23 protein-coding genes and 1 tRNA gene are annotated in these 25,351 nt (G+C 68.8%); 9 read left to right on the top strand and 15 right to left on the bottom strand.

Annotation, left to right across the window (positions count from 1 at the left end; all coding sequences use genetic code 11):
• Positions 1–28: 28 nt before the first annotated feature.
• The gene (locus EV652_RS18515) at positions 29–877 is read left to right on the top strand and encodes a hypothetical protein (RefSeq protein WP_132210403.1); all 849 of its coding nucleotides are present in this window, start codon (positions 29–31) and stop codon (positions 875–877) included.
• Positions 878–953: 76 nt separating this feature from the next.
• On the opposite strand, the gene EV652_RS18510 is transcribed toward EV652_RS18515, so the two are convergent.
• The 8 genes from EV652_RS18510 to uvrA form a co-directional block, all read right to left on the bottom strand.
• On the bottom strand, positions 954–1,229 hold the full coding sequence (locus EV652_RS18510; RefSeq protein WP_132210402.1) for a hypothetical protein: 276 nt from the start codon (positions 1,227–1,229) through the stop codon (positions 954–956).
• Positions 1,230–1,235: 6 nt separating this feature from the next.
• Positions 1,236–1,757: a hypothetical protein gene (locus tag EV652_RS18505; RefSeq protein ID WP_132210401.1), complete on the bottom strand. Its 522-nt coding sequence runs from the start codon at positions 1,755–1,757 to the stop codon at positions 1,236–1,238.
• On the bottom strand, positions 1,754–9,823 hold the full coding sequence (locus EV652_RS18500; protein ID WP_132210400.1) for a toxin glutamine deamidase domain-containing protein: 8,070 nt from the start codon (positions 9,821–9,823) through the stop codon (positions 1,754–1,756). The genes EV652_RS18505 and EV652_RS18500 overlap by 4 nt, the downstream gene beginning before the upstream one ends.
• A 127-nt stretch (positions 9,824–9,950) precedes the next feature.
• Positions 9,951–10,232, bottom strand: a complete 282-nt coding sequence (locus EV652_RS18495; protein ID WP_132210399.1) for a hypothetical protein — start codon at positions 10,230–10,232, stop codon at positions 9,951–9,953.
• On the bottom strand, positions 10,229–10,606 hold the full coding sequence (locus tag EV652_RS18490) for a DUF6507 family protein (RefSeq protein ID WP_132210398.1): 378 nt from the start codon (positions 10,604–10,606) through the stop codon (positions 10,229–10,231). The genes EV652_RS18495 and EV652_RS18490 overlap by 4 nt, the downstream gene beginning before the upstream one ends.
• A 106-nt stretch (positions 10,607–10,712) precedes the next feature.
• The gene (locus EV652_RS18485) at positions 10,713–11,018 is read right to left on the bottom strand and encodes a hypothetical protein (RefSeq protein WP_132210397.1); all 306 of its coding nucleotides are present in this window, start codon (positions 11,016–11,018) and stop codon (positions 10,713–10,715) included.
• A 14-nt stretch (positions 11,019–11,032) separates the two neighbouring features.
• Positions 11,033–11,371: a hypothetical protein gene (locus tag EV652_RS18480; protein WP_242001846.1), complete on the bottom strand. Its 339-nt coding sequence runs from the start codon at positions 11,369–11,371 to the stop codon at positions 11,033–11,035.
• Positions 11,372–11,628: 257 nt separating this feature from the next.
• Entirely contained in the window at positions 11,629–14,658 is a 3,030-nt protein-coding gene (gene uvrA, locus EV652_RS18475; RefSeq protein WP_132210396.1) for an excinuclease ABC subunit UvrA, read from the bottom strand.
• A gap of 221 nt (positions 14,659–14,879) precedes the next feature.
• Here uvrA and EV652_RS18470 point away from each other — a divergent pair, with 221 nt between their 5' ends.
• The 4 genes from EV652_RS18470 to EV652_RS44635 are packed head-to-tail and all read left to right on the top strand — an operon-like array spanning position 14,880 to position 16,166.
• On the top strand, positions 14,880–15,539 hold the full coding sequence (locus tag EV652_RS18470) for an MBL fold metallo-hydrolase (RefSeq protein ID WP_199238260.1): 660 nt from the start codon (positions 14,880–14,882) through the stop codon (positions 15,537–15,539).
• An 8-nt stretch (positions 15,540–15,547) separates the two neighbouring features.
• A complete protein-coding gene (locus tag EV652_RS46395) occupies positions 15,548–15,721 on the top strand; it encodes an Imm7 family immunity protein (protein WP_158441186.1) in 174 nt (57 codons plus the stop codon).
• The gene (locus EV652_RS46390; protein WP_439649065.1) at positions 15,722–15,955 is read left to right on the top strand and encodes an Imm7 family immunity protein; all 234 of its coding nucleotides are present in this window, start codon (positions 15,722–15,724) and stop codon (positions 15,953–15,955) included.
• On the top strand, positions 15,945–16,166 hold the full coding sequence (locus tag EV652_RS44635) for an MBL fold metallo-hydrolase (RefSeq protein WP_369410019.1): 222 nt from the start codon (positions 15,945–15,947) through the stop codon (positions 16,164–16,166). The genes EV652_RS46390 and EV652_RS44635 overlap by 11 nt, the downstream gene beginning before the upstream one ends.
• Positions 16,167–16,191: 25 nt before the next feature.
• On the opposite strand, the gene EV652_RS18455 is transcribed toward EV652_RS44635, so the two are convergent.
• Complete coding sequence (locus EV652_RS18455) at positions 16,192–16,503, bottom strand: YybH family protein (RefSeq protein ID WP_132210394.1); 312 nt, start codon at positions 16,501–16,503, stop codon at positions 16,192–16,194.
• A gap of 8 nt (positions 16,504–16,511) precedes the next feature.
• Positions 16,512–17,000 (bottom strand): cupin domain-containing protein, encoded by a 489-nt coding sequence (locus EV652_RS18450; protein ID WP_132210393.1) that lies wholly within the window; start codon positions 16,998–17,000, stop codon positions 16,512–16,514.
• Between the two features lie 87 nt (positions 17,001–17,087).
• Between EV652_RS18450 and EV652_RS18445 the strand changes: the two genes are divergently transcribed.
• Positions 17,088–18,221: a helix-turn-helix transcriptional regulator gene (locus EV652_RS18445; RefSeq protein WP_132210392.1), complete on the top strand. Its 1,134-nt coding sequence runs from the start codon at positions 17,088–17,090 to the stop codon at positions 18,219–18,221.
• On the opposite strand, the gene EV652_RS18440 is transcribed toward EV652_RS18445, so the two are convergent.
• A complete protein-coding gene (locus tag EV652_RS18440) occupies positions 18,210–18,485 on the bottom strand; it encodes a hypothetical protein (protein WP_132210391.1) in 276 nt (91 codons plus the stop codon). The two genes, EV652_RS18445 and EV652_RS18440, sit on opposite strands and share 12 nt — an antisense overlap.
• Positions 18,486–18,539: 54 nt before the next feature.
• Between EV652_RS18440 and EV652_RS18435 the strand changes: the two genes are divergently transcribed.
• On the top strand, positions 18,540–19,085 hold the full coding sequence (locus tag EV652_RS18435) for a GNAT family N-acetyltransferase (RefSeq protein ID WP_132210390.1): 546 nt from the start codon (positions 18,540–18,542) through the stop codon (positions 19,083–19,085).
• On the opposite strand, the gene EV652_RS18430 is transcribed toward EV652_RS18435, so the two are convergent.
• Complete coding sequence (locus EV652_RS18430; protein ID WP_132210389.1) at positions 19,072–20,016, bottom strand: S1C family serine protease; 945 nt, start codon at positions 20,014–20,016, stop codon at positions 19,072–19,074. The two genes, EV652_RS18435 and EV652_RS18430, sit on opposite strands and share 14 nt — an antisense overlap.
• 116 nt (positions 20,017–20,132) lie before the next feature.
• Between EV652_RS18430 and EV652_RS18425 the strand changes: the two genes are divergently transcribed.
• Positions 20,133–20,681: a TetR/AcrR family transcriptional regulator gene (locus EV652_RS18425; protein ID WP_132210388.1), complete on the top strand. Its 549-nt coding sequence runs from the start codon at positions 20,133–20,135 to the stop codon at positions 20,679–20,681.
• A 128-nt stretch (positions 20,682–20,809) separates the two neighbouring features.
• On the top strand, positions 20,810–22,981 hold the full coding sequence (locus EV652_RS18420; RefSeq protein WP_132210387.1) for an MMPL family transporter: 2,172 nt from the start codon (positions 20,810–20,812) through the stop codon (positions 22,979–22,981).
• Between the two features lie 46 nt (positions 22,982–23,027).
• On the opposite strand, the gene EV652_RS18415 is transcribed toward EV652_RS18420, so the two are convergent.
• From EV652_RS18415 to EV652_RS18405, 3 genes are all read right to left on the bottom strand, one after another.
• Positions 23,028–23,101: transfer RNA gene (locus EV652_RS18415), tRNA-Pro, on the bottom strand.
• Between the two features lie 69 nt (positions 23,102–23,170).
• Positions 23,171–24,550 carry a ribosome biogenesis GTPase Der gene (der, locus tag EV652_RS18410; RefSeq protein ID WP_132210386.1) on the bottom strand — a complete coding sequence of 460 codons (1,380 nt, stop codon included), beginning with the start codon at positions 24,548–24,550 and terminating at the stop codon, positions 23,171–23,173.
• On the bottom strand, positions 24,543–25,271 hold the full coding sequence (locus EV652_RS18405; RefSeq protein ID WP_132210385.1) for a lysophospholipid acyltransferase family protein: 729 nt from the start codon (positions 25,269–25,271) through the stop codon (positions 24,543–24,545). The genes der and EV652_RS18405 overlap by 8 nt, the downstream gene beginning before the upstream one ends.
• Positions 25,272–25,351 lie beyond the last annotated feature (80 nt).

Below are 25,351 nucleotides of genomic sequence, written 5' to 3'. Positions count from 1 at the left end.
AGGTACGAACGATTCCACGGTCGTGGAAATGATTGCGGAGCTGGCTCCGATCTGGTTGCCGGGCTGCGTGGTGGACGCCGAGCAGCGCACGGTCGAGGTCGGCTGGGGCCGCGGCGCGCTGCAGATGTCCGCGGTCGTCGGTGTCGGCGAGATCGTCGATCGTTGCCTTCAGCTACCACAGCAGCGGTGGCCGGAGCAGATCGAGGCGTGGTTACGGGCCGTCGTCGCCGAGGGTGAGCTCGCCACCCAGGAGCACCGGTTCGGTGACGTCGCCGAACGCCAGCGCGCGTTGCTCGTGCAGCGCGGCTGGTCCGCGCGGACCGCCGGCCCGGTCGCCGACGCCCTGCTGCCGTTCGGTGATCACTTCGAGGTGGTCGTGTTCATCCGGACCGGCAGCGAGCTGCGGCGGCTGACCGTCGTACGGCGGTCGATGCTGGGACTCGGCGACCCCGACGTGCCGTCGCCGGTGCGGCTCACCCTGGAGGAGATCGCGGACCTCGAACCGCAGCAGCACAACGGGATCTCGGTGCTCAGCCGCGATGACGATCCGCTGGTGTCGATGGCGATCGTCGACCGGGACAACTTGTTGCCGCAGGCATCTTTGGGTGCGGGCGTGCTGATCGGCGTACCGCGGCTGAGCACCGTCGCCTACTGCCCCGCCGACGCCGGCCAGGCCCACGCCGACTCCCTGGCCCGCTGGGTCGCCGACAGCTACCGCGGCGCCCCGGACCAATGCTCCCCCGACCTCTACTGGCTGCAGGGTGACCAGATGGTCCAGGTCCCAGTCACGCTGGCGACCCCGCCAACCGCCGTACTCCCAGCCGCCCTGAAACCCCAACCCCGCCGCACCTGGCTACGCCATCTCTTCGGCCGGTAGCCGTACTGCGTGGGTCACTGGCCGGCGTCGGTCACGGGCTTGCGCTGGGTGACGGGCCTGCGCGGGGGCAGCAGGTCTACTTCGAGGGCGACGGACTGACCGGACCGGAGGTGGTCTGGGTCGGCGTCGGCTGCTGCTTCTCCTTCTCCTTAGCCTGCGCCGACTGGAAATAGGACACCCCGGCACACCCCGCACACGCGACCGCACCGATCATCACGCTGGCGAGCACCTTCCCGGTCTGCTCGTTCAACGTGTTCTTGGCCCGCTCAGCCCCAAACAGCCAGGCCTCCCGCAACCGCCGCCGCCGAACCGCCACCGACTCGATGACCTGAGTCCCATAACTCCCCGACATCCGCGCTCAGCTCTCCCGGTCCAGCCCGTCGAGCGTCGCCTCGTCGATCGGCAACGGCTCCAGCGAAGCCCGCTCCGTCACCGACCGGATCGGGACTGAAATGAACGCCAGCTCGATGAATCCGTTCGCCACCGCGTATCCGCCGCCCCGTTCGAACAGCGCGAGCAACGGCTCGTACGGATCCTCCAGCCCCGGGAACTGCTGCCGGGGCAGATCACCGAGCGCCGCCCACCGCACGATCACCGCGGCCATCTGCGGCGGGACCGGAAACGGATCGTCGGACGACGGGTCGAGTTCCAGTCTGGCCAGTAGCGCTGGGTCGACGACGACCTTCGGGTCGACTGCGCTCGCCAGATCGCTGAACGGCCAGCCCTCCTCTGCTCCGACTGCCAGCGCCCACTGCGCCGTACGTCGGAGGAACTCACGGGCCAGCCGTGCGCGTGACCGCCTGTGCGCGCGCGCCGTACCGTCCCAATGCACGGCGACGAGGCGCTCGACCACGCGCTCCGCGGCGGCTGTGTCGGTCACCACTTCATTCTCTCCTTCACGATCCGGATGATCTCATCCAGGTTGGCCTTGGTCAGATCCTTCGTGGTGAAACCCTCAGGGAACGGTGACGTCAGGCCGTAGTCAGGCCAGAGTTTCAGCAGATCGAGCTCATCGCTGCCTCGCAGTGACATCGGCGCCAGCTCATGGGGCCCTACGATCTCGGGTTCGTAGGCATCCTCGTCGGGCCAAGCATCCGGGTCGGCAGAGTTGTACGGCTGGCCCGTTTCGAGCAGCTTGGCCTCCACATACTCATGGGCGATCAGGGACCGCAACTGGTTGCGCTCGATGCGGTCCAGGGGCCGCCCCTGCATGACCTTCTGCCAGATATCTGCGATCCCTTGCAGGGGCGTGAAGTTGCCGTCCCGGAGGTAGCCCTTGCCGACCGCGACTTCATGCCTGGCCACGAAGACGTTGCGCTTGGCCACATCGACCACTTCCTCCAACTCGGCCAGCATGGCCGGGTCGTCGTCGTGCAGGTCGAGTTCGTCGGCGATCTTCGGTACGTCGTCGGTCGCCTCCCGGATCCGCTCATACGCCTTCTCCAGCTTCCGCCCCTCGTCGGTGATGAACCCGTTGCTCTTCGGCCCGTAGACGGGGTACTTGGCGTTGTGCCCAGATCCCATCCTGATCGGCACCTCCCCGGCCAGTTCGGCCGGAAGCTCGGCCGAGCCTTGTGGATCGGCTGGATCTGTCGAGCCAGGCGGGTCCGCCGAACCATACGGGTCCGCTGAGCCGTACGGATCCGCTGAGCCGTACGGATCCGGCTGGCGATACGACGGCTGCTCGCCGTGCGGTTGTGCCGGCGGCTGGTCGCCGTACTGGTTCGGGGTGTGGGGCGTGTCCGGTGTGGTCGGTTTGAGGTGGCCCAGGCCGTAGTGGTCCAGGTCGTCGACGTCGACCATGTGGACGACGATCTTGTCCACGGTCGGGCCGCCGTCGGTGCCCGGCTTCATCGAGTCGAAGTTGACCTTCTCGCTGATCGCGACCGGCACGAACTTCTCGTTGTCGGGCAGCGCGTACTCGCCTTCGGACCCCTCACGCGAGCTCACCCTGCCCAGCGGCGCGCCCTTGCGAGTGTGCATCTCGAACACGACACCGATCCGATCCGAAACGGTCGTGAACGCCGCCGCCATCCTCGGGTGGATCGAGGTGTGCTGGAAGCCGCCGAAGTGCATCGGCTGATTGAGCTTGAACTTCTCCCGCGCCCAGGCGAGCAGATCGGCCGGCTTCATTCCCTTCGGTGCACGGACACCCCGGAAGAGGGTGCGCGGCGCGTCGGCGAGCGGAGCCTTGCGGATCAGTGCCTGGAAGTGCCGGGCAGCCTCGATCGCCTCGCGGGTGATCCCGCTGTTGCCGTCGTTGAGCAGCTTTGGCAGGTCCTCGAGCTTGTGGCCGCGGTGCATGGCCCGGTTGACGAACGTGTACGTGCTGCCGGTGATCACGTCGGCCGCGTCGGCCTCCTCGCGGGTCGCCCGGCGAGCGAGGTCCTCCGACTCCACGTCGAACCGGCGCTCCGCCTCCGGATCCGTGTCGCGCTTCCGCTGCGCCGGCTTGAACCCGAAGTCCTCCGGCGCAACATCCAGCCCACCCGGCGTCGGGTCCGCCGCGGGCGTCTCCTGCCGCGGTCCGGCGTGCTCCGGTTGCTGCGGCTGCTGTGGCGCGTCCTGCCGTGGCTGATCCGGCCCGTGCGGTTGATGCGGCTCCGGCGTGTGCCGCGCGTACGGGCTGTGCTCGTCCGGCCGGTACGTCGGCCGCTGCGGCTGCTGCCCCGGGTAGTGCCCCGGCTGCTGCGGCGGTCCGTACGGATCCGGCTGACGCGGCGGCGCATACGGATCCGGCTGACCCGGACCATACGGCGGCTGCTGCTCCGGATACCGAGCAGGTTGTCCTGGCTGGTGCGGTTGCCCCGGCTGGTGCGGCTGCTGCGGCGGCCCGTACGGATCCGGCTGACGCGGAGGCGCATACGGGTCCTGTCGTCCCGGACCGTACGGCGGCTGCTGCTCGGGATACCGGCCAGGCTGATGCGGCTGCCCAGGTTGCCCCGGCTGATGGGGCTGACCCGGCTGGTGCGGCGGTCCGTACGGATCTGGCTGACGCGGCGGCGCATACGGATCCGGCTGACCCGGACCGTACGGCGGCTGCTGCTCGGGATACCGGCCAGGCTGATGCGGCTGCCCAGGCTGCCCCGGCTGGTGCGGATGCTGCTCGGGGTACCGCCCGGGCTGGTACGGCTGACCCGGCTGGTTCGGGTATGGCTGACCCGGCTGGTGCGGGTGCGGCTGACCCGGCTGGTGCGGGTGCGGCTGACCCGGCTGGTGCGGGTGCGGCTGACCCGGCTGGTGCGGGTGCGGCTGACCCGGCTGATTCGGGTATGGCTGACCCGGCTGATTCGGGTGCGGCTGACCCGGCTGGTGCGGGTATGGCTGCTGCTCCGGATAGCGACCCGGCTGGTGTGGCTGGCCGGGTTGTCCCGGCTGGTGCGACGGGTACGGCTGGTGTCCGGGCTGGCCGGGTTGCCCAGGCTGATGCGGCGGCTGACCCGGCTGGGGTGGCGGGTAGCCCGGCTGACCCGGCTGATGCGACGGGTAGGACGGCTGACCCGGATGTCCCGGCTGGTGTGGCGGGAGCGACTGCTGCGGCCCGGCGGGCTGCTGCCCGGGGTGGTGCCCAGGCTGCTGGCCCGGGTGGTGACTCGGCGGCTGCGGCTGCTGGCCCTGCTGATAGCCGGGCTGCTGCGGCTGCTGCCCCGGGTGATAACCAGGCTGCTGGCCCGTCGGGTTGAACTGGCTCGGCGACTGCTGGCCCGGCTGGTGGCCGGGCTGATAGCCGGGTTGCTGCGGCTGCTGGCCGGGGCCGAAGGACTGCTGCGGCTGGCCGTCGTCGAACGGGTTGATCGGCTGCTGCGATGCAGGTTCCTGCCCCGGGTGGTGCGGCGGCTGCTGCGGGGCGTGCGGCTGCTGGCCCGGCTGGAGGTAGCCCGGAGGCGGCTCGTACGACGGCGCCTCAGGCTGACCGGGACCGTACTGCTGATGCGACTGCCCCGGCCCGAACGACTGCTGCTGTGGGGGCTGCCCCGACTGGAGGTAGCCCGGGGGCGGATCGTACGACACTGGCTCCGGCTGCCGCGGGGCGACCGGCTGCTGCGGAGTCGGATAGCGCGACTCCGCCTGCTGTGCCCAGTACGAGCTCCTGGTGTCGGGCTCCACCACGATCGGCGACGGTGTTTCTCCAGGGGTTACGTCTACCGGCCCACTGTGGTCACGGACATGCACATGCCACGTGTTGGTCTCCTCGTCGAACTCCCTCTTGGTCGGATAGAAGGTGGTGTGCGGCGGGTGCATGACTTCGTCGACACCGACGTACCCGTCACGCAGGAACGACATGTCCTTGCCATGCCGAGCATCGATGTGCAGTACCACCTTGCCCGGGGTGTACTTACCGCCGGTGAAGATCTTGGCGCCGTCCGGATCCTTGTCCGAGTGGGTGAACGCCGGCTCCGTCACGCTGCGGCCGGGCTCGTACCGGTTCAGGAACGCCTGCAACTGCTCCGGCGTGTCGAAGGCGATGCCGCGGTCGATCGGCCCTTCGAAATCGGGCAGCTTGTTCATCGCCGACGTCGCGACGCGGACGAGCGGGTTGTTCTCGACGCTCAGGTCACCGGCCCGGTAGGCATTGTTGATGTCCTGGTGGTCGGTTCCCAGCATCCGTTCCATGGCGGTGAGCTCGAGATCCGACAGATCGTCGATGTGATCGGGAAGCTGCTCCTGGCCGCGTCGCCGGTGCTCTGCGATCTTCCCCGGGTCGATCGACCTCAAGGTGTCGCGGAACCGCGCCAGGTCCTGCGCCGACGCCCGGAAGTTGGGGCCGGCCAGGTCAGATCCCTCGAACGGTCCAAGATCCCGGTGCCCAGGCGCCCCCGCCGACCCGTACTGGTCAGGAGCATGCGACGCCGGTGCACCCGTCTCCGGCGTCCGGGAATCGGGTGCATTCGTCTCGGGCGCACGGGACTCCGGCGCGTGAGACTCCGGAGTGCGCCCCGGCGTCTGCGACTCCGGCGTACGCGAGTCTGGAGTGTGCGACTCCGGTGTGCGCCCCGGCGTCTGCGACTCCGGCGTTTGTGTCTGCGGCGTACGTGAGTCCGGCGTCTCCGGCGTGCGCGAGCCCGGCGTCTCCGGGGTGTGCGTCTCCGGGGTGTGGCCTGGTGTGGGCGAGCCCGGGGTCTCTGGGGTGCGAGCTGACGGGGGTACGGTCTCAGTCAGGTCCCACTCGCTGCGACGGATCCCCTCGCCGTCTGGCACATCCGGCTCGCGCGGGTTCTCCGGGGCGCGGGACTCCGGCGTACGCGTGTCCGGCGTGTGCGACTCGGGAGCGCGGGACTCCGGTGCATGCGTTTCCGGGGTGTGCGATTCCGGCGCGACTGTCTCTGGGGTGTTCGAGGCGTGGCGGCCGGTGGAGGGTTCGTCGAGGCCCGCAAGGCGGTCTGCGATCGACGGTTCGTCTGGGTTGAGCCGGGACGGGCTCGGCGCGTCCGGCGTGTTCGGGGTCGGCGTGTGGGTCCCGGGGCTGTTGACGTCCGGGGTGTGGCTCGCGCCGAGCGGGGTCTGGGGGCGGAGGTACTGGAGTTGCGAGGCCGGCGGGGTGTTGGGACTGCGCGGGGGACCTTCCCACCGGCCGCCTGGCTGACGGACGGCGAACTGGATCGACGTGATGTCGCCGTTGTACGGGTTCTGCGGGTGCGGGCCCTGGTGACCGTCCGGGAACGCATCCACGATCCTGCCGCCGGGCGGCTGCGCGTCCAGGAACTTGACCCGGCCCGACGCGTCAACGAATGCGTTGAGGACGTGCCCACCGCCAGGGATCCCGGGCATCGTGGACCGCCAAGTGACGAAGATGTTCGCGTGCGTGCCCGGCGGACGGCCGCTCAGCGCGTCGTACACCCTGCGGTAGGCGGCGTTGGTGAAGTCGGCCGGGTCGGCGTTCCAGTCCCTCACCGCCATCCTGTTGTCCGGCGGGAAGTCGTCCAGATCCATCCACTCGAGGGTGGCTTCCGGGTTCTCGCCGTTGGCGAACTGTCGCCCGGCGGCCAGGTCCGGCGTGTCGCCGTTCAGGATGTCCGCGACCTTGCGCGAGACGTCCGCGCAGTTCATCTGGTACTGCCGGCTCAGCCCGTGGTCCGGGTTGATGTTGCCCACCCAGTTCTCGGGATTCTCGTGCGGCGGGCGACCGACCGAGTCGCGCAGGTCGCCCCGACGGGGGTCCATCGGGTGCGGCTCGATGTACTGGTTCGGGTCGATCTGTGACCGGGGCTTGCCCGGCTCCGGACGTAGGTGGTCCGGCCTCATGTTGTCGATCTCGATCTGACGCGCGAGCGGGCTGTCCATCGCCGGGTCGTTGCCGGCGTCGTGCGGCCGCTGCGGCGTGTGCCGTGCCGGCGGTCCGGGGAACTGGTTCTGCGCCAACGGGCCGAACGGCCGCGCCGGCGGCTGGTACGGCCTGGGCCCGTTCGGCGTGTTCGGGGTGTTGGGCGTGGCCGGGGTGTTCGGAGTGTTGGGCGTGTTCGGAGTGTTGGGCGTGTTCGGGGTGTTGGGCGTGCGGCCCTGCGGCGTGTTGGGCACGTTCGGCGAGTGCGGCGCATTGGCGTGACCGGGTACGCCGGGGTGCATCGGGATGACCGGGGTGACGGCCGGGTCCACGTTCCGTGCTGCGACCGGGTCCGGCGTGTGCGGCGTGCCAGGCGTGTTCGTCTCCGGCGTCCGTGTCGTGCCCGGCGTGTGCGTTTCGGGGGTGATCGTCTCCGGCGTCCGCGTGGAACCCGGCGTGTGGGTCTCTGGGGTGTTCGTCTCCGGCGTTCGCGTAGAGCCTGGCGTATTCGTCTCGGGCGTCCGTGTGCTGCCCGGAGTCGACGTTTCCGGCGTCCGGGTGGTCTCGGGTGTGTGCGTGGACTCAGGCGTCCGCGACGTTTCCGGCGTGTGCGTCGACTCAGGCGTCCGCGAGGTCTCCGGCGTGTGCGTCGACTCAGGCGTCCGCGAGGTCTCCGGCGTGTGCGTCGACTCAGGCGTCCGCGAGGTCTCCGGCGTCCGCGTCGACTCAGGCGTCCGCGAGGTCTCCGGCGTCCGCGACGAGTCCGGGGTCCGGGAGGTGTCCGGCGTGGTCGAGTCGGGGGTGCGCGTGCCCGGGGTGGTCTGCGAGTCCGGCGTACGCGTACCAGGCGACGTGGTCGAGTCAGGCGTACGCGTCCCCGGCGACGTGGTCGAATCGGGCGTCCGCGTACCAGGAGTCGTGGTCGAGTCCGGCGTGCGCGTGCCAGGTGACGTCGTGTCGGAGGCGCGGTTGGTTGGTGTAGTCGTACCCGGCGTCGTCGTGCCGGGTGTCGTCGTACCCGGTGTCGTCGTACCCGGTGTCGTCGTACCCGGTGTCGTCGTACCCGGTGTCGTCGTACCCGGTGTCGTCGTACCCGGTGTCGTGGTGCCCGGTGTCGTGGTGCCCGGTGTCGTGGTGCCCGGTGTCGTGGTGCCCGGTGTCGTGGTGCCCGGTGTCGTGGTGCCCGGTGTCGTGGTGATCGGCGTTGTCGTACCCGGCGGTGTCGTACCTGGGTCCGCATGGGCGACCGGGGTCGTGGACGGCGAGTCGGCGCTCGGAGTGTGGGGCGTCTCGACCGAAGGGGTGTCCACCGAAGGCGTGTCCACCGAAGGGGTGTCGATCGACGGCGTGTCTACCGACGGGGTGTCGACGGAGGTGTTTCCGGGGACGTCGACGTCCGGGACGTCCACCGTCACGTTGGCCGGCGTGACGCCCTGCATCTTGAAGGTGTCGCCGACGATCGGGATCTTCGACAGGCCGTTGACCACGTCGCCGACCTTCGGGATCTTCGTCACAGCACCGAGAGCGATATCGTGCAGGCCCACCCGCGCGCCCTGCAACTTCGCGGCCACGCCGGCGACTCTCGCCACCGCCGTACTCGCGGCGCCGAACTTGCCGGCCAGCGCCGCGGTCTTGACCGCACCGGCCGAGCCGCCCGACGCGACCGTGGCGACGATGTTGGTGAGCGCCATCCCGAAGGCCTTGCCCGGGTTCTCCGACCATTCATCCCAGGCGACGAAGCCCTTCAGCATCTGCTCGCCCATGTTGACGCCCATCTCGGACCAGTCCTTGAGCCACTGGGGCCGCTCCACGCCGAAGAGTTCTTCGGCGCCCCAGGCCATGAGTTGGCTCGGAAGGGTCGCGATCTGTCCCACGAAGACGCCCAGGCCCACCCAGGCGTTACCCGCGTCCTCCCAGGTCGGGACGTCCCAGTTGAACCAGTCCTTCATGGTGTCCGAGAAGCCGGGGATCATGTCCAGCAGCGGCAGCACCGGCACCAGCGTCAGGATGCTCTCGACCGTCTCGCCGATGACCGTGACCACGCCGAGCAGCATGTTCGGCACGAACTCCAGGGTGTCCTGCCACCAAGGCTTGTCCCGCTCCTCCTCGGTCCCCCACGCCGGCGGTTCGGGCTCTTCGTCCTCGTCCGGCGGTGGCGGCGGCTCCTCGCCGTCACGCACGCCGGTCTCCGGGTCCCAGGTCTTCCCGCCGTGCAGCTTGACGATCTCGTTGGCGGCGGTGAAGCAGAGCTCCGGCATCTCCTCCGTCATGATCCGGCTGACGTCTTTGACCATCCGGTTGTTATCGTCGATCATGTCCTGATCGTTTTGCCAGTCCGGATTGCCATCCTTACGGCGGTGCCACGAGTAGGCCTCGTCCCGGATGTCTTCCAGCGTGCCCAGCCGGCTGCGCACCTCGTCGGCGAGGGTGGTCAGGTGCCCCGACATCGCCGGCAGACTCGGACCGAACTCGCTGAGGTTGTCCTGGATCTTCTTCGTCGAACTGACCAGCAGCTCCCGCTCGGGCGCGTGGTAGACCCCGTTCAGGCCCTGGAACGTGTTGTGGACACCGTCGCCCACGTCGCTGAACTTCTCCCCGAGGCCACTCAGCTCCGACACGTTCTCGTCGAGCGCCGTGACGACCTTCTTCACTTCCGTGATCGGGATGCCTTCGGGTTTGATCATGTCAGTTCAGTCCTCGGTCACACGGTGGTCAACGATTACTTCGAGTACGGCGAGGGTGTACGTCGTGCGTGGTCACGGCCCACGCACGACGGAGTTGTGCGGCAGGTGGCTGCCGTCACAGCTGGGGTCACGACTGGGGTCGGGCCGCCGCCATCGCTTCCTCGAGCGACTGCTGGCTCGGAGCGAAGGAGCTGATGCCGTGGTCGGCCACGAGGAACAGCAGGTTGGCGTACCCGGGCGGGACGAACACGAGGTACTCCTCCACCTGGTGCGCCGTCCAGTCCGCCAGTTCCTCGGGCGTCGCGCCCAGCTCGGGCGTCGGCGCCTCGGCGGTCAGCCACTCAGCCAGCCGCACTCGCCCCGCCTCGGCAACCTCGGCCGGTACCTCCACCGGATCCTGATCGGTCATACCGCGATGTTCTCCCCGGTCGGCTTGGACTTGTCCGGCGTGCCCGGCGGGTCCGGGATCACCCCGTCCGCCGCGTTCTGTTGCGCGGTCAGGGCCATCTCCTCCTGCCCTTCCATGTAGGCCGTGACGGCGTCGTGCGCACCGGTCAGCGAGGCGCCGACCTGCTTCGCCGCGGCCTCCAGCTTCGGGGCCCAGTGCTCGGAGTACTCACCGATGGCCACGGCAACGATCGTGAAGATGTCGTAGTCCAGACCCTTCATGATGGCGCCCAGGTTCTCGCCGTACGTCGTCACCAAACCGTCGAACGGCTCCACCTCGGTCACCGTGTCGGTGAGGACCTTGTTGACGCCCTCGATGTCGATGTCCCAGTCCACTGTCACCCCTCAGGTCGATCCGGCCGTGTCCACCAAGGCCACACACGGCATGGACGCACCCGTCAGCGGGTGACGTCCCGGGCCGTGCGGCTGTCTGCGCGGCCGGTCAGCCGCCGATGCCGTCGACGGCGGCCGAGGCCTTCTTCAGCGTCGCGGCGGCGGTCGCGTCGTTCTGCGCCAGCGTTTCCTTCAGCGAACTGATGATCGCCAGGGTCTGGTCGGCCGCCTTGTTGAAGCGGTCCTCGACGCCACGGTAGTTCTCGGTCACGCCGCTGGCCGAGGCATCCGACAGGGCCGCCGTCACGTTCTGCTTGTGCGTGGCGATCAAGCTCGAGATCTGCCCGGAAAGGCTGTTGATGGTCGACTGCACCTCGCCGGAGGCGGCGGTGTCGTAGCTGTTGCGGTTTGCCATCGTCAGTTCCTCTCTCAGCGCTTGCCGAATTTGGCGGCGTTGAAGTCGGCCGCGCCCTGGTTCTTCTTCGCGGTGTCGGCCATCTCGGTGTCACCACCGCGGAAGGCCGTGTCCATGCCGGACTGGCCCTCGTTGATCGCCGCGAGCCCGGCGTTCAGGTCGGCGGCGATACCGTCAACGTTCGCCTTGAATCCGTCGAACATCGCCTTGCCGGCGCCGCTCATCTTGCCTTCCAGCGGTTGCGCCGCGGCGACCAACTGCTTGACCAGGGCGCCGAGGTCCTGTGTCCCTGTCCCGGTCTTCTTGGCCAGTTGGCTCAGGGTGTCCTGGCCCATGTCCCATCGTCCGGTCACTGTCTCTCCTTCGAAGTGTGGTCACGCCGCAGCGCAACGATAATCGCCACACCGGGTCAACGAGGGCGGCCCCGATGCCTGCCCGGACGTTTCGACCAGGATCGAAAGGTGCCTGTAACGGACCGACCCAATCCACTCTCCGGATCGTTGCCTAAGGCAACTACCGATGCGTGAGCAGGCAACAACAAAGCGCCCCCGAACCGGGCGGAAGCCAGGCCGGGAGCGCTGTGTGCTGGTCGGGGAAGACAGAACCGGGATCAGCCGGCCGCGCGCTTCCTCGCCGGCGTTGCTTTCTTGGCTGCGGTCTTCGTCGCCGCGGCCTTGGTCGCCGCTGTCTTCCTGGCCGGGGCCTTCTTAGCCGCCGGAGCCTTCTTCGCCGCCGGGGCCTTCTTCACGGCTGTCTTCGCTGCGGCGGCCTGCTGCTTGGCGCTCGGCTTGGCGGCGCGGCCGTCCAGGATCTCGGCCAGGAAGGCACCCGTGTACGACGCAGCGTTGGCCGCGACGTCCTCCGGCGTACCCTCGGCCACCAGCGTGCCACCGCGACGGCCGCCGTCCGGGCCGAGGTCGATGATCCAGTCGGCGGTCTTGATCACGTCGAGGTTGTGCTCGATCACCAGCACCGAGTTGCCCTTGTCCACCAGACCGCCGAGAACGCCGAGCAGCTTGCGGATGTCCTCGAAGTGCAGGCCGGTGGTCGGCTCGTCCAGCACGTACACCGTCCGGCCGGTCGACCGCTTCTGCAGCTCCGACGCCAGCTTCACCCGCTGCGCCTCACCACCGGACAGCGTCGGCGCGGGCTGGCCCAGCCGGACGTAACCCAGACCCACCTCGACCAGGGTCGTCAGGTGCCGCGAGATCGCCGGGATGGCGGCGAAGAACTCCGACGCCTCCTCGATCGGCATGTCCAGGATGTCCGCGACCGTCTTGCCCTTGTAGTGCACCTCGAGCGTCTCCCGGTTGTACCGGGCGCCGTGACACACCTCGCACGGGACGTAGACGTCCGGCAGGAAGTTCATCTCGATCTTCAGTGTGCCGTCACCCGAGCAGGCCTCGCACCGGCCGCCCTTGACGTTGAACGAGAACCGGCCCTGCTGGTACCCGCGGACCTTCGCCTCCGGGGTGTCCGCGAACAGCTTGCGGACGTGGTCCCACACCCCGGTGTAGGTGGCCGGGTTCGACCGGGGCGTCCGGCCGATCGGCGACTGGTCGACGTGGATGACCTTGTCGACCAGCTCCATCCCGGAGATCTTCGTGTGCCGGCCGGGCACCGTACGGGCGCCGTAGATCTGCCGGGCCAGCGAGGTGTAGAGGATGTCGTTGACCAGCGTCGACTTACCCGAGCCGGACACCCCGGTGACGGCGACGAACACCCCGAGCGGGATGGTCACGTCGATGTCCTGCAGGTTGTTCTGCCGGGCGCCGTACACGGTCAGCTCCCGGCCCTCGGTGAGCGGCCGCCGGACCGGCGGGATCGGGATCTCCCGGCGGCCGGACACGTATGCGCCGGTGATCGAGTCCGGATGGTTCTTCAGGTCCTCGACGGTGCCGGACACGACCACCTGGCCGCCGTGCTCACCCGCGCCGGGGCCGATGTCGACGACCCAGTCGGCGTGGTCGATGGTGTCCTCGTCGTGCTCGACCACGATCAGCGTGTTGCCGAGGTCCTTCAGCCGGACCAGGGTCTCGATCAGCCGCCGGTTGTCCCGCTGGTGCAGACCGATCGACGGCTCGTCGAGCACGTACAGTACGCCGACCAGCCCCGAGCCGATCTGGGTCGCCAGCCGGATCCGCTGCGCCTCACCGCCGGACAGCGAACCCGCCGGCCGGCTCAGCGCCAGGTAGTCCAGCCCGACGTCGAGCAGGAACCGCAGCCGCTCGCCGATCTCCTTGACCACCCGCTCCGCGATCTGCTTCTCCCGCGGGGACAGGTCCATCTGCTTGAGGAAGTCGTGCACCTCGTCGATCGACATCGCGCTGATCTCGGCGATGTTCTTCCCACCCAGCGTGACCGCGAGCGAGATCGGCTTCAGCCGCGCGCCGTTGCAGGCCAGGCACGGCACCTCGCGCATGTACTCCTCGAAGCGGTCCCGGCTGGTGTCGCTCGACGCCTCCGCATGCCGTCGCTCGACGTACGGGATCACACCCTCGAAGGTGGTGTAGTACGACCGCTCGCGGCCGTAGCGGTTCTTGTACGAGACGTGCACCTGCCGGTCGTGCCCGGTGAGCAACGACTTCTTCGCCTTCGCCGGCAGCTCGCCGAACGGCGTGCTGGTCTTGATCTTCAGGTCCTTGGCCAACGCCGCCAGCAGCCGCTCGAAGTACTGCGTCACGTTCGCGCCCGACCACGGCTGGATCGCACCGTCCTCCAGCGACCTGGACGGGTCCGGGACCAGCAGCTCCGGGTCGACCTCCATCCGCGTGCCGAGACCGGTGCACACCGGGCAGGCGCCGTACGGCGAGTTGAACGAGAACGACCGTGGCTCGAGCTCGTCGATGGCGAGCGGGTGATCGTTCGGGCAGGCGAGCTTCTCGGAGAACCGGCGCTCGCGGTGCGGGTCGTCCTCCGGCAGGTCGACGAAGTCCAGGATGACCAGTCCGCCGGCCAGGCCGAGCGCGGTCTCGATCGAGTCGGTCAGCCGCTGCTTCGCGGAGCGCTTCACCGCGAGCCGGTCGACAACGACCTCGATGGTGTGCTTCTTCTGCTTGTCCAGCTTCGGCGGCTCGAGCAGCTGGATCGTCTCGCCGTCCACCCGGGCCCGGGACAGGCCCTGACCGCTCAGCTGGCGGAAGAGGTCGACGTACTCCCCCTTGCGGCCGCGGACGACCGGCGCGAGCACCTGGAACCGGATTCCCTCGTCCAGCTCGAGCACCCGGTCGACGATCTGCTGCGGGGTCTGCCGCGCGATCGGCTCACCGCACTCCGGGCAGTGCGGGCGACCGGCCCGGGCGAACAGCAACCGGAGGTAGTCGTAGACCTCGGTGATCGTGCCGACGGTCGAGCGCGGGTTGCGGGAGGTGGACTTCTGGTCGATCGAGACGGCCGGTGACAGGCCCTCGATGAAGTCGACGTCCGGCTTGTCCATCTGACCGAGGAACTGGCGCGCGTACGCCGACAGGGACTCGACGTACCGGCGTTGGCCCTCGGCGAAGATCGTGTCGAACGCCAGGCTGGACTTACCGGACCCGGACAGGCCGGTGAAGACGATCATGGCGTCCCGCGGCAGGTCGACCGAGACGTCCTTCAGGTTGTGCTCACGCGCTCCGCGCACGATCAGACGGTCAGACACAAGCTCACTCTCAGCCGTTCTCGAGGGGTTCCATGGCATGCCCGGTCATGCTAACGAGGCCCACCGACAAAAACTTCCGCCGCCGGTTCGGGGACCCCGATCGAGCACGCTTCGAAAGTATATTCGATCGAGAAGGGTGGTTCTGGCAACTCGGCCGACATGACCGCGCGACCGGATTGATGCAAGGATCGGCGGTGTTACCGACTTCCCCGGGAGGGCGCATGCCGGAGTACCACGGAAACGTCAAGGTCGGCGGACCCGTGCAGACCCACGAGCTGGCCGAGCTGATGATCACCAAGGTCGCGGTCGGGCCGATGGACAACAACGCCTATCTGCTCCGCTGCCGCCGGACCGACGAGCAGGTACTGATCGACGCGGCCAACGACGCGCAGACGCTGCTCACGCTGATCGGCGACGGCGGGCTCGAGCGGATCGTCACCACGCACCGCCACCAGGACCACTGGCAGGCACTCGCCGAGGTGGTGGCCCGGACCAGCGCGACGACGGTCGCCGGCCGGTACGACGCCGAGGGCATCGACGTACCCACCGACGAACTCGTCGACGAGGGCGCGAGCATCCCGGTGGGCCAGTGCACGCTCAAGGTCATCCACCTGGTCGGCCACACCCCGGGCTCGATCGCGCTGCTGTACGACGACCCGGCCGGCGCACCCCACCTGTTCACCGGCGACTCGCTGTTCCCAGGCGGCGTCGGCAACACCCAGGGGGACGCCGAGCGGTTCACCTCACTGATCAACGACGTCGAGGCCAAGCTCTTCAACGAGCTCCCCGACGAGACCTGGGTCTACCCAGGCCACGGCTCCGACACCACCCTCGGCAAGGAGCGCCCGAACGTCCAGGAGTGGCGAGCGCGCGGCTGGTAGGACGTCGCGTGTTCGAATACCACGGCTGGGCCACGGTTCGGGACTCCCAGGAGGCGTTCGGCGGGAAGGCTGACGACCTGAGCCACGGCGCGTACGACGCCGTGATCAGAGAGCTCACGGAGGTGCAGAACGACCTGCAGACGGCAGATCTGCGGATCGTCAACGGTTCAGCTCAGCTGTGAATGGCCGGGCTGCGAAATCACCGCCAAGATGCTGTGGTCGAGGCGTTCCGACGACTCGCCCATGCGGCTCCGTGGTCGTACGGCGTGCTTCATGTCTACGACGACGAAGCGCAGGGCGAGGACCAGAACCGCTGGGTCGTGTGGGTCATGAAGCGCGGGTCCATAGTTCCAGAGCCAGACCCGTACCTCTCGCCACATATTGGCGTCGTGGAGGACGATCTCGATGGTCCTTGAACTGTTCTGCTCCGGCGACTCGTTGTTCCCGGGCGGGGTTGGCAACACCCAGGGTGATGCCGAGCGGTTCACCTCACTGATCATCGACGTCGAGGCCAAGCTCTTCAACGAGCTCCCCGACGAGACCTGGGTCTACCCAGGCCACGGCTCCGACACCGCCCTCGGCAAGGAGCGCCCGAACGTCTCCGAGTGGCGGGCCCGCGGCTGGTAAGAACGCGGGCCGGTCAGGGAAGGCGTCAGCGGGTCAGGTGGACGATGGCGTAGCGCCAGGTGCCGTCCGGGGTGCGCCGTACGACGTTGATGGCCGAGCGACTGATGATCAGGGCGGTCCCCCGCAACTGGAGGACCGTCCTCGGATCGGCGACGTACCTGAGCTGGTGGTCCCAGAGGTCGTCCATGAGGCGCTCGATCTCGGCCCGGCCGCGGGCGGGGTCGGGCCACCCGGCCGGGTGCAGCATCGCCTCCGGTTCGAAGAGCTGCGCGAGCGCCTCGTGATCGTGCAGGACGAACGCGTCCTCGAGCATCGACTCGAGCTCCTCCGGCGCCATAACGACGCCTAGAAGATCAGCTGGTGACGCTCGGCGATCGGCATGGTCGCCGCGAAGTCGAGCTCGCACCCGTACTGCGCGGCCAGCGCCGGCAGCGTCTCCTCGTCGTACTCCCCACCCGGCTCGGCGAGCTTGCGGAACAGCTCCTCCAGGCCGCCGGGTGCGATGATCGCGAGCACACGGAGCTGCGTGTCACCGGCGTTCCAGTACGTGTGCCACTGGTGTCGTGGCATGTAGACGAGCGTGCCGGCGTCCGCGAAGACCTCCTCGTCGCCCAGCACCACTCCCATCCGTCCTTCGAGCACGAAGTTGTACTCGTCCTCCCGGCTGTGCCGGTGCAGGGGCGCGGCCAGCACACGGGCGTCGATGACCTGTTCCACGAGTGCGAACCCGCCACCGGAGGCTGCGCTGTCGATCAGGTACCGGTCAGCCCGGATCCCTGCCATGTCCTTCGTCGTCTGGCCGTCGGACGGCCCTACCACCTGTACTTGTGTCATGGCTCGACGCTACGAGCGCGATCTCCGGCCGGCCATTCCAGAAATGTGGTATCTGCAAACCGGCCGAGCCGCCGTACCTTGAGTGGTGTGAGCGGGTACGCGAAGGAGCGTGCGAGCGACCGGATCGCGACTCTGACGCGACAGGGGCTCGACCTCGTTACGCTCTGGCGGGAGTCGTCCGAGATCCTCCGCGACGCGGTCCCGTACTACCAGGCGCCGTGCTGGTACACGCTGGATCCGGCTTCTCTGCTGGTGACCAGTCACTTCAACGAGGGCATGCCGGAGCTCCCGCAGGAATGGCTCGCCCAGGAGTACTACGGGGACGACGTCAACAATCTCGCCGATGTCGCGCGCTCGACGCGAGGTATCTCGACCCTGCACGATGCCACCGGCGGCAACCCGGCCAGCAGTCCGCGCTGGCACGAGAACATGACGATGGGTGGCGACCAGGAGTTGATCGCGTGCCTGCGCACGAGGTCAGGCGAGGTTTGGGGAGCAGTCGGCCTCTACCGGGAATCAGGGCAACCTCTCTTCGGCGACGAGGACCAGGCGTTCCTGCGGAGCATCGCGCCCGTCCTCGCGGCCGGCGCGCGCAACTCCCTGCTCCTCGGTGCGGCCACCGATCCGGAGGGTTCCGACGCGCCCGGCCTGATCGTTGTCACCGGCAACTGGGAGATCGAGTCGGCGACACCCGGCGTCGAGCACTGGCTGCGCGACCTCCCTGATGGTGACTGGGAGACGGGCCGGCTGCCGTCGGCCGTCCTCGCGGTCGCCGGCCAGGCTCTGCGTACGGCGACCTACCCGGACGCCGGTGAAGTGGCCGTGTCCCGGGTGATGTCGCGGTCCGGTCGCTGGGTGGTGCTGCACGGCACCTCGCTGGTCTCATCGAGTTCCCGCCGGGTCGCAGTCATCGTCGAGCCGGCTCATCCCGGCCGCATCGCGCCGCTGCTCATGTCGGCGTATGGGCTGACCGAACGCGAGCAGGAGATCACCCGACTGGTCCTGCAGGGCAACTCCACCACCGACATCGCGGAGCAACTCGTCGTCTCCACGCACACGGTGCAACAACACTTGAAGAGCGTCTTCGACAAGACCGGCGTACGCAGTCGGCGCGACCTGGTCGGCAAGATCTTCTTCGCCCACTACGAGCCCCGTGTCCGCGACAACGAGCGCCGGGCGATTGACGGCCAACCCCTGCGGGGCGGTCCGTCAGAGGCGTGACCGCGCTTCTTCGATCTGTGCGCTGATGGCCGTCGCGCCGACCGAGGCCGCAAGCTCGGCCGCCTCGTCGGCCACGGCGTTGTAGAGCGCCAGCGCCCGCTCGAACAGCTCAAGCTCGCGCGGATCCTCCACCCTGTCTTCCAAGAACCGCCCGTGCAGCACCTTGCCCCGAGCGAGCATCAGGTCGGCTTCGGCCGCGTCCGGCTCCCGGTCGGCAGTGGAAAGTCTATCGGCCTCCCCGTTGAAGATCGCCCGCTCGTACAACTCCCCCGCCAACCGCACTCGCTCGTCCAGCCGGCCGATCCTAAGCTGATCCGGGTGAGCGGGTTCGCGGATTATCAGCCGGACGTCGATCGTCAGTCGGCTGACGCTACGATCACCGTCCGGCCGGCAGAACTCGCGGATCTGGAAGCCTGCGCGGGCCTGATCGTGTCCCGGACCGGTGGTTCCGTCGAAGCACGCACCCACCGCCTGATGGCCGACCTCCGCGAGCCGGAACGGTACGCGGCGGTCGCCTGTGCCGGCGACGAGGTGATCGGGTACGGCGGCGTGATCCACCATGAGGTCTCCCCCGGCGATCCACCGGATATGGCGCCGACCGGGTACTACCTCGTCGGCCTGATCGTCGCACCGGACTGGCGACGACACGGGATCGGCGAACTCCTCACCGCCGACCGCATGCGCTGGACCGCCGAGCGTGCTGATTCCATCTACTACTTCGCCAACCTCGCCAACGGCGCAACCCTCGACCTCCACCACAGCCTTGGCTTCACCGAGGTCACCCGCGACTTCACCTTCCCCGGCGACCCGCTGCAACCCGGTACCGGCGTCTTGCTCCGAGCGGACCTCACTACCGGTCAGTGAGTTCGGCAGGGAGCGCGACGACGTCGACCAGCGCGCCGTTGCGGATGGCGGTGATCTCGGTGCGGCGGCTGATCGCGTCTTCGAAGAGCAGGCGCTGGAGAGACTGGGCGTCGCGGAGCGGTGCGCCGTCGACAGCCAGGACGAGATCACCTTGGCGGAGGCCGGCCTGGGCGGCGGGACTCCCGGCGATCACCTCGACGACACGGAGCGCGGTGCGCTGGTCGAAGCGTTCGGCGAGTTGTGGGCGCAGCGGTGCCGGCGTGGTGACCAGCCCGAGGTAGGCACGTCGTACCCGGCCGTCGTGGAGCAGCGAGTAGATGATCCGGCGGGTGGTCTGGTTCATCGGCACCGCTAGGCCGAGGCCGATGCCGGCCACCGCGGTGTTGATGCCGATCACCCGGCCGTTGCCGTCGGCAAGCGCTCCGCCGGAGTTGCCCGGGTTCAGCGCCGCGTCGGTCTGGATCACGTCCTCGATCATCCGGGTCGCGTTCGGAGTCCGCACCGGCAGCGACCGGCCGAGTGCGCTGATCACGCCCGCCGTCACGCTCCCGGCCAGTCCCAGCGGGTTGCCGACCGCAACCACCAGGTTCCCGACCTTCAACTGGTCGGCATCCCCGTACTCCGGTGGATCGGGGATCTCCCGGTCGGACCGCAGTACGGCGAGATCGGACAGCCGGTCGACGCCGATCACCCGCGCCTGTGCCGCCGTACCGTCCGCGAACTCCGCCGTGGCCTGCTCGCCGCCGCCGACCACGTGCGCGTTCGTCAGCAGGTGGCCGTCGTCGGTCAGCACCACCGCCGACCCCGACGAGTCACCGCGCCGGCTCGCGATCCGCAGGCTGGCCACCCGCGGGATCAAATGCTCCGCCACACCCGAGACCACTCGGGAGTAGGCGTCCAGTACGTCGTCACCAGCAGTCTCTTCGGCCATCTCCGCCTCCCGATTACAGCATTACACCGCAAGCAAGTCGGCGTCAGCAGGTGAGGCGGACCACAAAACTGACCGATCGGTTGAAAACTGGCCGATCGGTCAGGACTATGGCTGACATGGCAGTCACCACCCCCGTCCGGGAGCGGACCAGGCACGAGATCGTGCGGCAGGCGATGGACCTGTTCCAGGCCAAGGGCTACAACGCGACGTCACTGCAGGACATCGCCACCGCGGCCGGCTGCTCGAAGGCGACGGTGCTCTACCACTTCAACGGCAAGCCCGCGGTGCTGGCCGCCGTGCTCGAACCAGCCGCGGCCGACCTCGCCGCGCTGATCAGGACCGTCGACGGGCTGCCCCGGGCGGTCGTCCAAGAGATCGCGATCCGCCAGTTCACCGACCTCGCCGTCGTGCACCGCGGCGTCATCGACGTCATCCAGGACGTCATCCCGGTGATCGAGGACATGCCCGAGACCGCCGGTCTGGTCGCCGACGGCATGAAGCTGACCAGGTACATGGCCGGGTCCGACGATCCGCTCGAGCACGACCTGGCCCGGTTCGCCGTCAACGGGCTACTCGGCGAGTGCCGCCATCCGGGCGGACGCACCGACGACGAACTCCGAAGACTCTGCGACATCGCCCTGCGGCGACTGCTCAGACGCCCCTGATCCCGACCGCCCATCACAACTGCTTCGTCACAACCGCCTGATCCAACCGCCTGATTCAGCTGCCTGATCCAGCTGCCCGGTGCCCGCGGGTGCCCGGTCTCCCTGCACACGAACGGACGCATCTCTCGATGGCCAATCTGCTGTACCGGCTCGGCCGGTTCTCCTACCAGCGCCGGCGCCTCGTCGCCGCCGTCTGGGCGGTCTTCCTCGTCCTGCTGGGCGTCGGCGCACTGACTCTCGGCGGCAAGACGACGAACACCTTCTCGATCCCGGGCACCGAGTCGCAGCGCGCGCTCGACGCCCTGAAGACCGAGTTGCCCGCGGCGAGCGGCGCCTCCGCGACCGTGGTGGTCAAAGCACCCGAGGGCAAGACTCTCGCCGACCCGGCCGTGAAGGCCGCCGTCGGTACGACGGTCGCGCAGGTGGCGAAGGTCCCCGCGGTGATCGCCGCGATCGACCCCTTCACCAGCAAGGCGATCAGCCCGGACGGCGCCACCGGCCTGATCAGCGTGCAGTTCGACAAGCCGGCCGACGAGCTCGCGAAGGAGAGCACCGAGGCGTACGACGGTCTGAGCGGCCTCAGCTCCGGGGATCTTCAGGTGGTCCCGGGCGGCCAGATCGTCGGCGGCGTACCGGAGGTCGGGGCGACCGAGGTGATCGGTGTCGCGGTCGCGGCCGTCGTACTGATCGTCACCTTCGGCTCGCTGGTCGCCGCGGGGATGACGCTGCTCACCGCGCTGCTCGGCGTACTCGCGGGAATGGCCGGGCTGTTCCTGGTCACCGCGTTCGCCGATGTCTCGTCGACCGCGCCGATCCTGGCATTGATGCTGGGGCTGGCGGTCGGCATCGACTACGCGTTGTTCATCAGCTCGCGGCACCGGACGCAGCTCGCCGAGGGCATGGACGAGGAGGAGTCGGTCGGCCGCGCCACCGCGACCGCGGGTTCGGCGGTGTTGTTCGCCGGCGCGACCGTCGTGATCGCGCTGGCCGGGCTCAGTGTGGTCGGGGTTCCGTTCCTCACCGCGATGGGCTTTGCGGCTGCGGCGACCGTACTCACCGCCGTACTGGTCGCGTTGACGCTGCTGCCGGCGTTGCTCGGATTCGTTGGCAAGCGGATCCTCCCCCGCAAGCTTCGGAAGGCCCCGACGGCGGCGCCGGTCGAAGGCTTCGGGTTCCGCTGGGGCCGGTTCACCACCCGGTTCCGTGTTCCCATCGTTGCCCTCGGCATCATCGGGCTCGGCCTGCTGGCGATTCCGGTCAAGGACATGCAGCTCGCGTTGCCGGATGGCGCGTCGGCGGCGGCCGGGACGAATCAGCGCGTCGCCTATGACCTGACCTCGGCCGCGTTCGGTCCGGGTGCCAACGGTCCGCTGGTCGTCGTTGTGAAGAGCAACACCCCGGCGACCTCCGGCGCAGTGGTCGAGCAGGTGCTGGCCAAGACCCAAGGGCTGAAGGATGTCGTGGCCGCACAGCCCGGTCCGGCGAGTGCGGACGGGGCGACGCGGCTGCTGCAGGTGATCCCGGCCAGTGGTCCGGCCACGGAGCAGACCGCGGACCTGGTGAAGAACCTGCGCGCCGCTGTACAACCGCTCGCCACTGGTGACGCGACGATCTCGGTGACCGGCAACACGGCTGTCGGGGTCGATGTGTCCAACAAGCTGTCCGACGCGTTACCGACGTACCTGCTGATCGTCATCGGGTTGTCGTTCCTGCTGTTGCTGCTGGCGTTCCGGTCGCTGCTCGTCCCGCTGAAGGCGACGCTCGGGTTCGTGTTGACCATCGGCGCCACGTTCGGGATCACGGTCGCGGTGTTCCAGCAGGGGTGGGGTGCGGAACTCCTCGGGGTGGACTCACCCGGGCCGCTGGTCAGCTTCCTGCCGATCATCATGATGGGCGTGCTGTTCGGGCTGGCGATGGACTACGAGGTGTTCATCGTGTCCCGGGTCCGGGAGGAGTTCGTGCACGGCAAGCACGCGACCGAGGCGACCGTCGAGGGTCTCGGTCACGGCGCCCGGGTGGTGACCGCGGCGGCCCTCATCATGGCGTCGGTGTTCGCCGGCTTCATCATGGTGCACGACCCGATCATCAAGGCGATCGGCTTCGGCCTGACCATCGGTGTCCTGATCGACGCCTTCGTCGTCCGGATGACGCTGGTCCCGGCCGTCCTCAGCCTGCTCGGCGACCGCGCCTGGTGGTTCCCGAAGTGGCTCGACCGGATCACCCCCAAGGTCGACATCGAAGGCGAAACCCTCCGCGCCCCCGACGAACCGGACCGCAAAGAACTCGTCACCGTCGACTAGACAGCAAGAGGGGCACCGGCGGTGTGCCGATGCCCCTCTTGTCGCGTCGGGCTGCCGAGATTTGAACTCGGGATCTCTTGTCCCCCAGACAAGCGCCTTACCTGACTAGGCCACAGCCCGGAACCGGCTCCAACCAGCGAGCCGGGGAATACCTTACCCCATCCGCGCGGCCGTTCTGACCAGCACCCGTTAGCGCTTCTTGTTCTTCTGGCGGGCCCGGATCTGGACGTGGACGGGGCTGCCGACGAAGCCGAAGTCCTCGCGCAGGCGGCGTTCGATGAAGCGCTGGTACGACGGCTCGATCTGCCCGGAGGTGAAGATCGCGAACGTCGGCGGCATCGTGGTCGCCTGGGTGCCGAACAGGATCTTCGGCTGCTTGCCGGACCGGACCGGGTGCGGATGTGCCGCCACCAGCCGGCCGAGGAACGCATTCAGCTGGCCGGTCGGGACGCGGGTCTGCCAGCCGTCCAGCGCCGCCTCGATGGCCGGCACCAGCTTCTCCATGTGACGGCCGGTCAGCGCGCTGATGTTCACCCGCGGCGCCCACCGGAACTGGACCAGGTCGCGGTCGATCTCACGCTCGAGGTAGTAACGCCGGTCCTCGTCGACCAGGTCCCACTTGTTGTACGCGATCACCAGCGCCTTGCCGGCCTCCTCGACCGCGTTCATGATCCGCAGGTCCTGCTCCGACATCGTCTCGGAGGAGTCGATCACGACCACGACGACCTCGGCCCGCTCGATCGCCGCGTTGGTCCGCAGGGAGGCGTAGTACTCGTGCCCCTGGACGTTCTTCACCTTCCGCCGGATGCCGGCCGTGTCGATGAACCGCCACTCCTTGCCGCCGAGCGTGATCAGCTCGTCCACCGGGTCGACCGTCGTACCGGCGACGTCGCTGACGACGACGCGGTCCTCCTTGGCGACCTTGTTCAGCAGCGAGGACTTGCCCACGTTCGGCTTGCCGACGATCGCGACCCGGCGCGGTCCGCCGGCCTCGGGGTCGCGCTCCGGCGGCGCCTCGGGCAGCGCGGCCAGGACGGCGTCCAGCATGTCGCCGGTACCGCGGCCGTGCATCCCCGAGACCGGGAACGGCTCGCCGATGCCGAGGCTCCACAGGTTCATCGCCTCGGACTCGACCCGCTGGTCGTCGACCTTGTTCGCGGCCAGCACGACGGGCTTGCCGGACTTGCGCAGTACCCGGACGACGGCCTCGTCCGCGTCGGTGATCCCGACCGTCGCGTCGACCACGAACAGCACCGCGTCGGCGGCGTTGATGGCGACCTCGGCCTGGGCGGCGACCAGCGCGGCCATCCCGACCGCGTCCGGGTCCCAGCCGCCGGTGTCGACCACGGTGAAGCCGCGGCCGGCCCAGTTGGCGTCGTACGAGACCCGGTCCCGGGTGACGCCCGGGGTGTCCTCGACGACGGCCTCGCGGCGGCCGATGATGCGGTTCACGAGCGTGGATTTGCCCACATTCGGACGACCGACGATCGCGAGCACGGGCAGCGGACCGCTGTCTTCACGGTCGTGCGTGGGCTCGGCAAAGTCGTAGCCGGTGGGCAGGTCACTCATCAGGATCCTTCTTGTCTGGCGCACCCGGGAGCGGGTGGCCGGTCGCTTCGACGGCCGCCCTGACATGGGCGCGCAGCACATCGCCGATCTGGTCGGCAACCGCCCGTACGTCGGAATGCCTCCTGGGAAAGGGTACGCGGTCGATCGTGAAGGCCTCGCCATAGACCACGTCCACCCGGCTCCCGGCCGGTGGAAAACCCTCCACGTCACCGTGCGGCAGCCTGGTCCCGAGCAGCGCCACCGGCAGGATCGGCGCCCCGGTCACCATGGCCAGATACGCCACCCCGGTCCGGATCCGGCTGAAATCACCCGCGCCGCGGGTCCCCTCCGGGTAGATGTTCAGCACCCGGCCGTCCCGGAGCACCTTGATGGACTGCCGGACGGCCCGTACGTCGTACGTCGACCGATCGACCGGGATCTGGCCGAACCGCCGCAGCGTCCGGCCCTGCAGACCGCCGAAGGCCTCGATCTTGCCGAGCTGGTGCAGCATCCGGGGCGCGATCGCACCCAGCAGCGGCCCGTCGAGCAGACTCAGGTGGTTCGGGGTCATCAGCACCGGACCGGTCCGCGGGAACCGGTCCTCGTGGTGGATGGTGAGCCTGTACTTGCGCCGGAAGTAGGGCCTGGCGATCCTGCGGGCCGGCAGCGCGAGCCGATAGGGCAACGAGGCCAGGTCATCAGTACGCGGCAGCTCCCGATGCCCGGTCAGTTCTGCGGTCACGGGGCCTCCCAGCCTGGACTGAGGAGCGCAGGGAGCACGGTCATGGGGCCTCCCAGCCTGGACTGAGGAGCGCAGGGAGC

This window comes from Kribbella steppae, from assembly GCF_004342025.1.
GTDB classification, from domain to species: domain Bacteria; phylum Actinomycetota; class Actinomycetes; order Propionibacteriales; family Kribbellaceae; genus Kribbella; species Kribbella steppae.
Note: the sequence above shows the minus strand (reverse complement) of the source record. Positions and strands in the feature narration are given on the sequence as shown.

Coding starts and splice junctions, on each gene's coding strand:
- EV652_RS18515 (WP_132210403.1), top strand. CDS start 29: ATGATTGCGGAGCTGGCTCCGATCTGGTTGCCGGGCTGCGTGGTGGAC.
- EV652_RS18510 (WP_132210402.1), bottom strand. CDS start 1,229: ATGTCGGGGAGTTATGGGACTCAGGTCATCGAGTCGGTGGCGGTTCGG.
- EV652_RS18500 (WP_132210400.1), bottom strand. CDS start 9,823: ATGATCAAACCCGAAGGCATCCCGATCACGGAAGTGAAGAAGGTCGTC.
- EV652_RS18495 (WP_132210399.1), bottom strand. CDS start 10,232: ATGACCGATCAGGATCCGGTGGAGGTACCGGCCGAGGTTGCCGAGGCG.
- EV652_RS18485 (WP_132210397.1), bottom strand. CDS start 11,018: ATGGCAAACCGCAACAGCTACGACACCGCCGCCTCCGGCGAGGTGCAG.
- EV652_RS18470 (WP_199238260.1), top strand. CDS start 14,880: ATGCCGGAGTACCACGGAAACGTCAAGGTCGGCGGACCCGTGCAGACC.
- EV652_RS46390 (WP_439649065.1), top strand. CDS start 15,722: ATGGCCGGGCTGCGAAATCACCGCCAAGATGCTGTGGTCGAGGCGTTC.
- EV652_RS44635 (WP_369410019.1), top strand. CDS start 15,945: ATGGTCCTTGAACTGTTCTGCTCCGGCGACTCGTTGTTCCCGGGCGGG.
- EV652_RS18455 (WP_132210394.1), bottom strand. CDS start 16,503: ATGGCGCCGGAGGAGCTCGAGTCGATGCTCGAGGACGCGTTCGTCCTG.
- EV652_RS18450 (WP_132210393.1), bottom strand. CDS start 17,000: ATGACACAAGTACAGGTGGTAGGGCCGTCCGACGGCCAGACGACGAAG.
- EV652_RS18430 (WP_132210389.1), bottom strand. CDS start 20,016: ATGGCCGAAGAGACTGCTGGTGACGACGTACTGGACGCCTACTCCCGA.
- EV652_RS18425 (WP_132210388.1), top strand. CDS start 20,133: ATGGCAGTCACCACCCCCGTCCGGGAGCGGACCAGGCACGAGATCGTG.
- EV652_RS18420 (WP_132210387.1), top strand. CDS start 20,810: ATGGCCAATCTGCTGTACCGGCTCGGCCGGTTCTCCTACCAGCGCCGG.
- der (WP_132210386.1), bottom strand. CDS start 24,550: ATGAGTGACCTGCCCACCGGCTACGACTTTGCCGAGCCCACGCACGAC.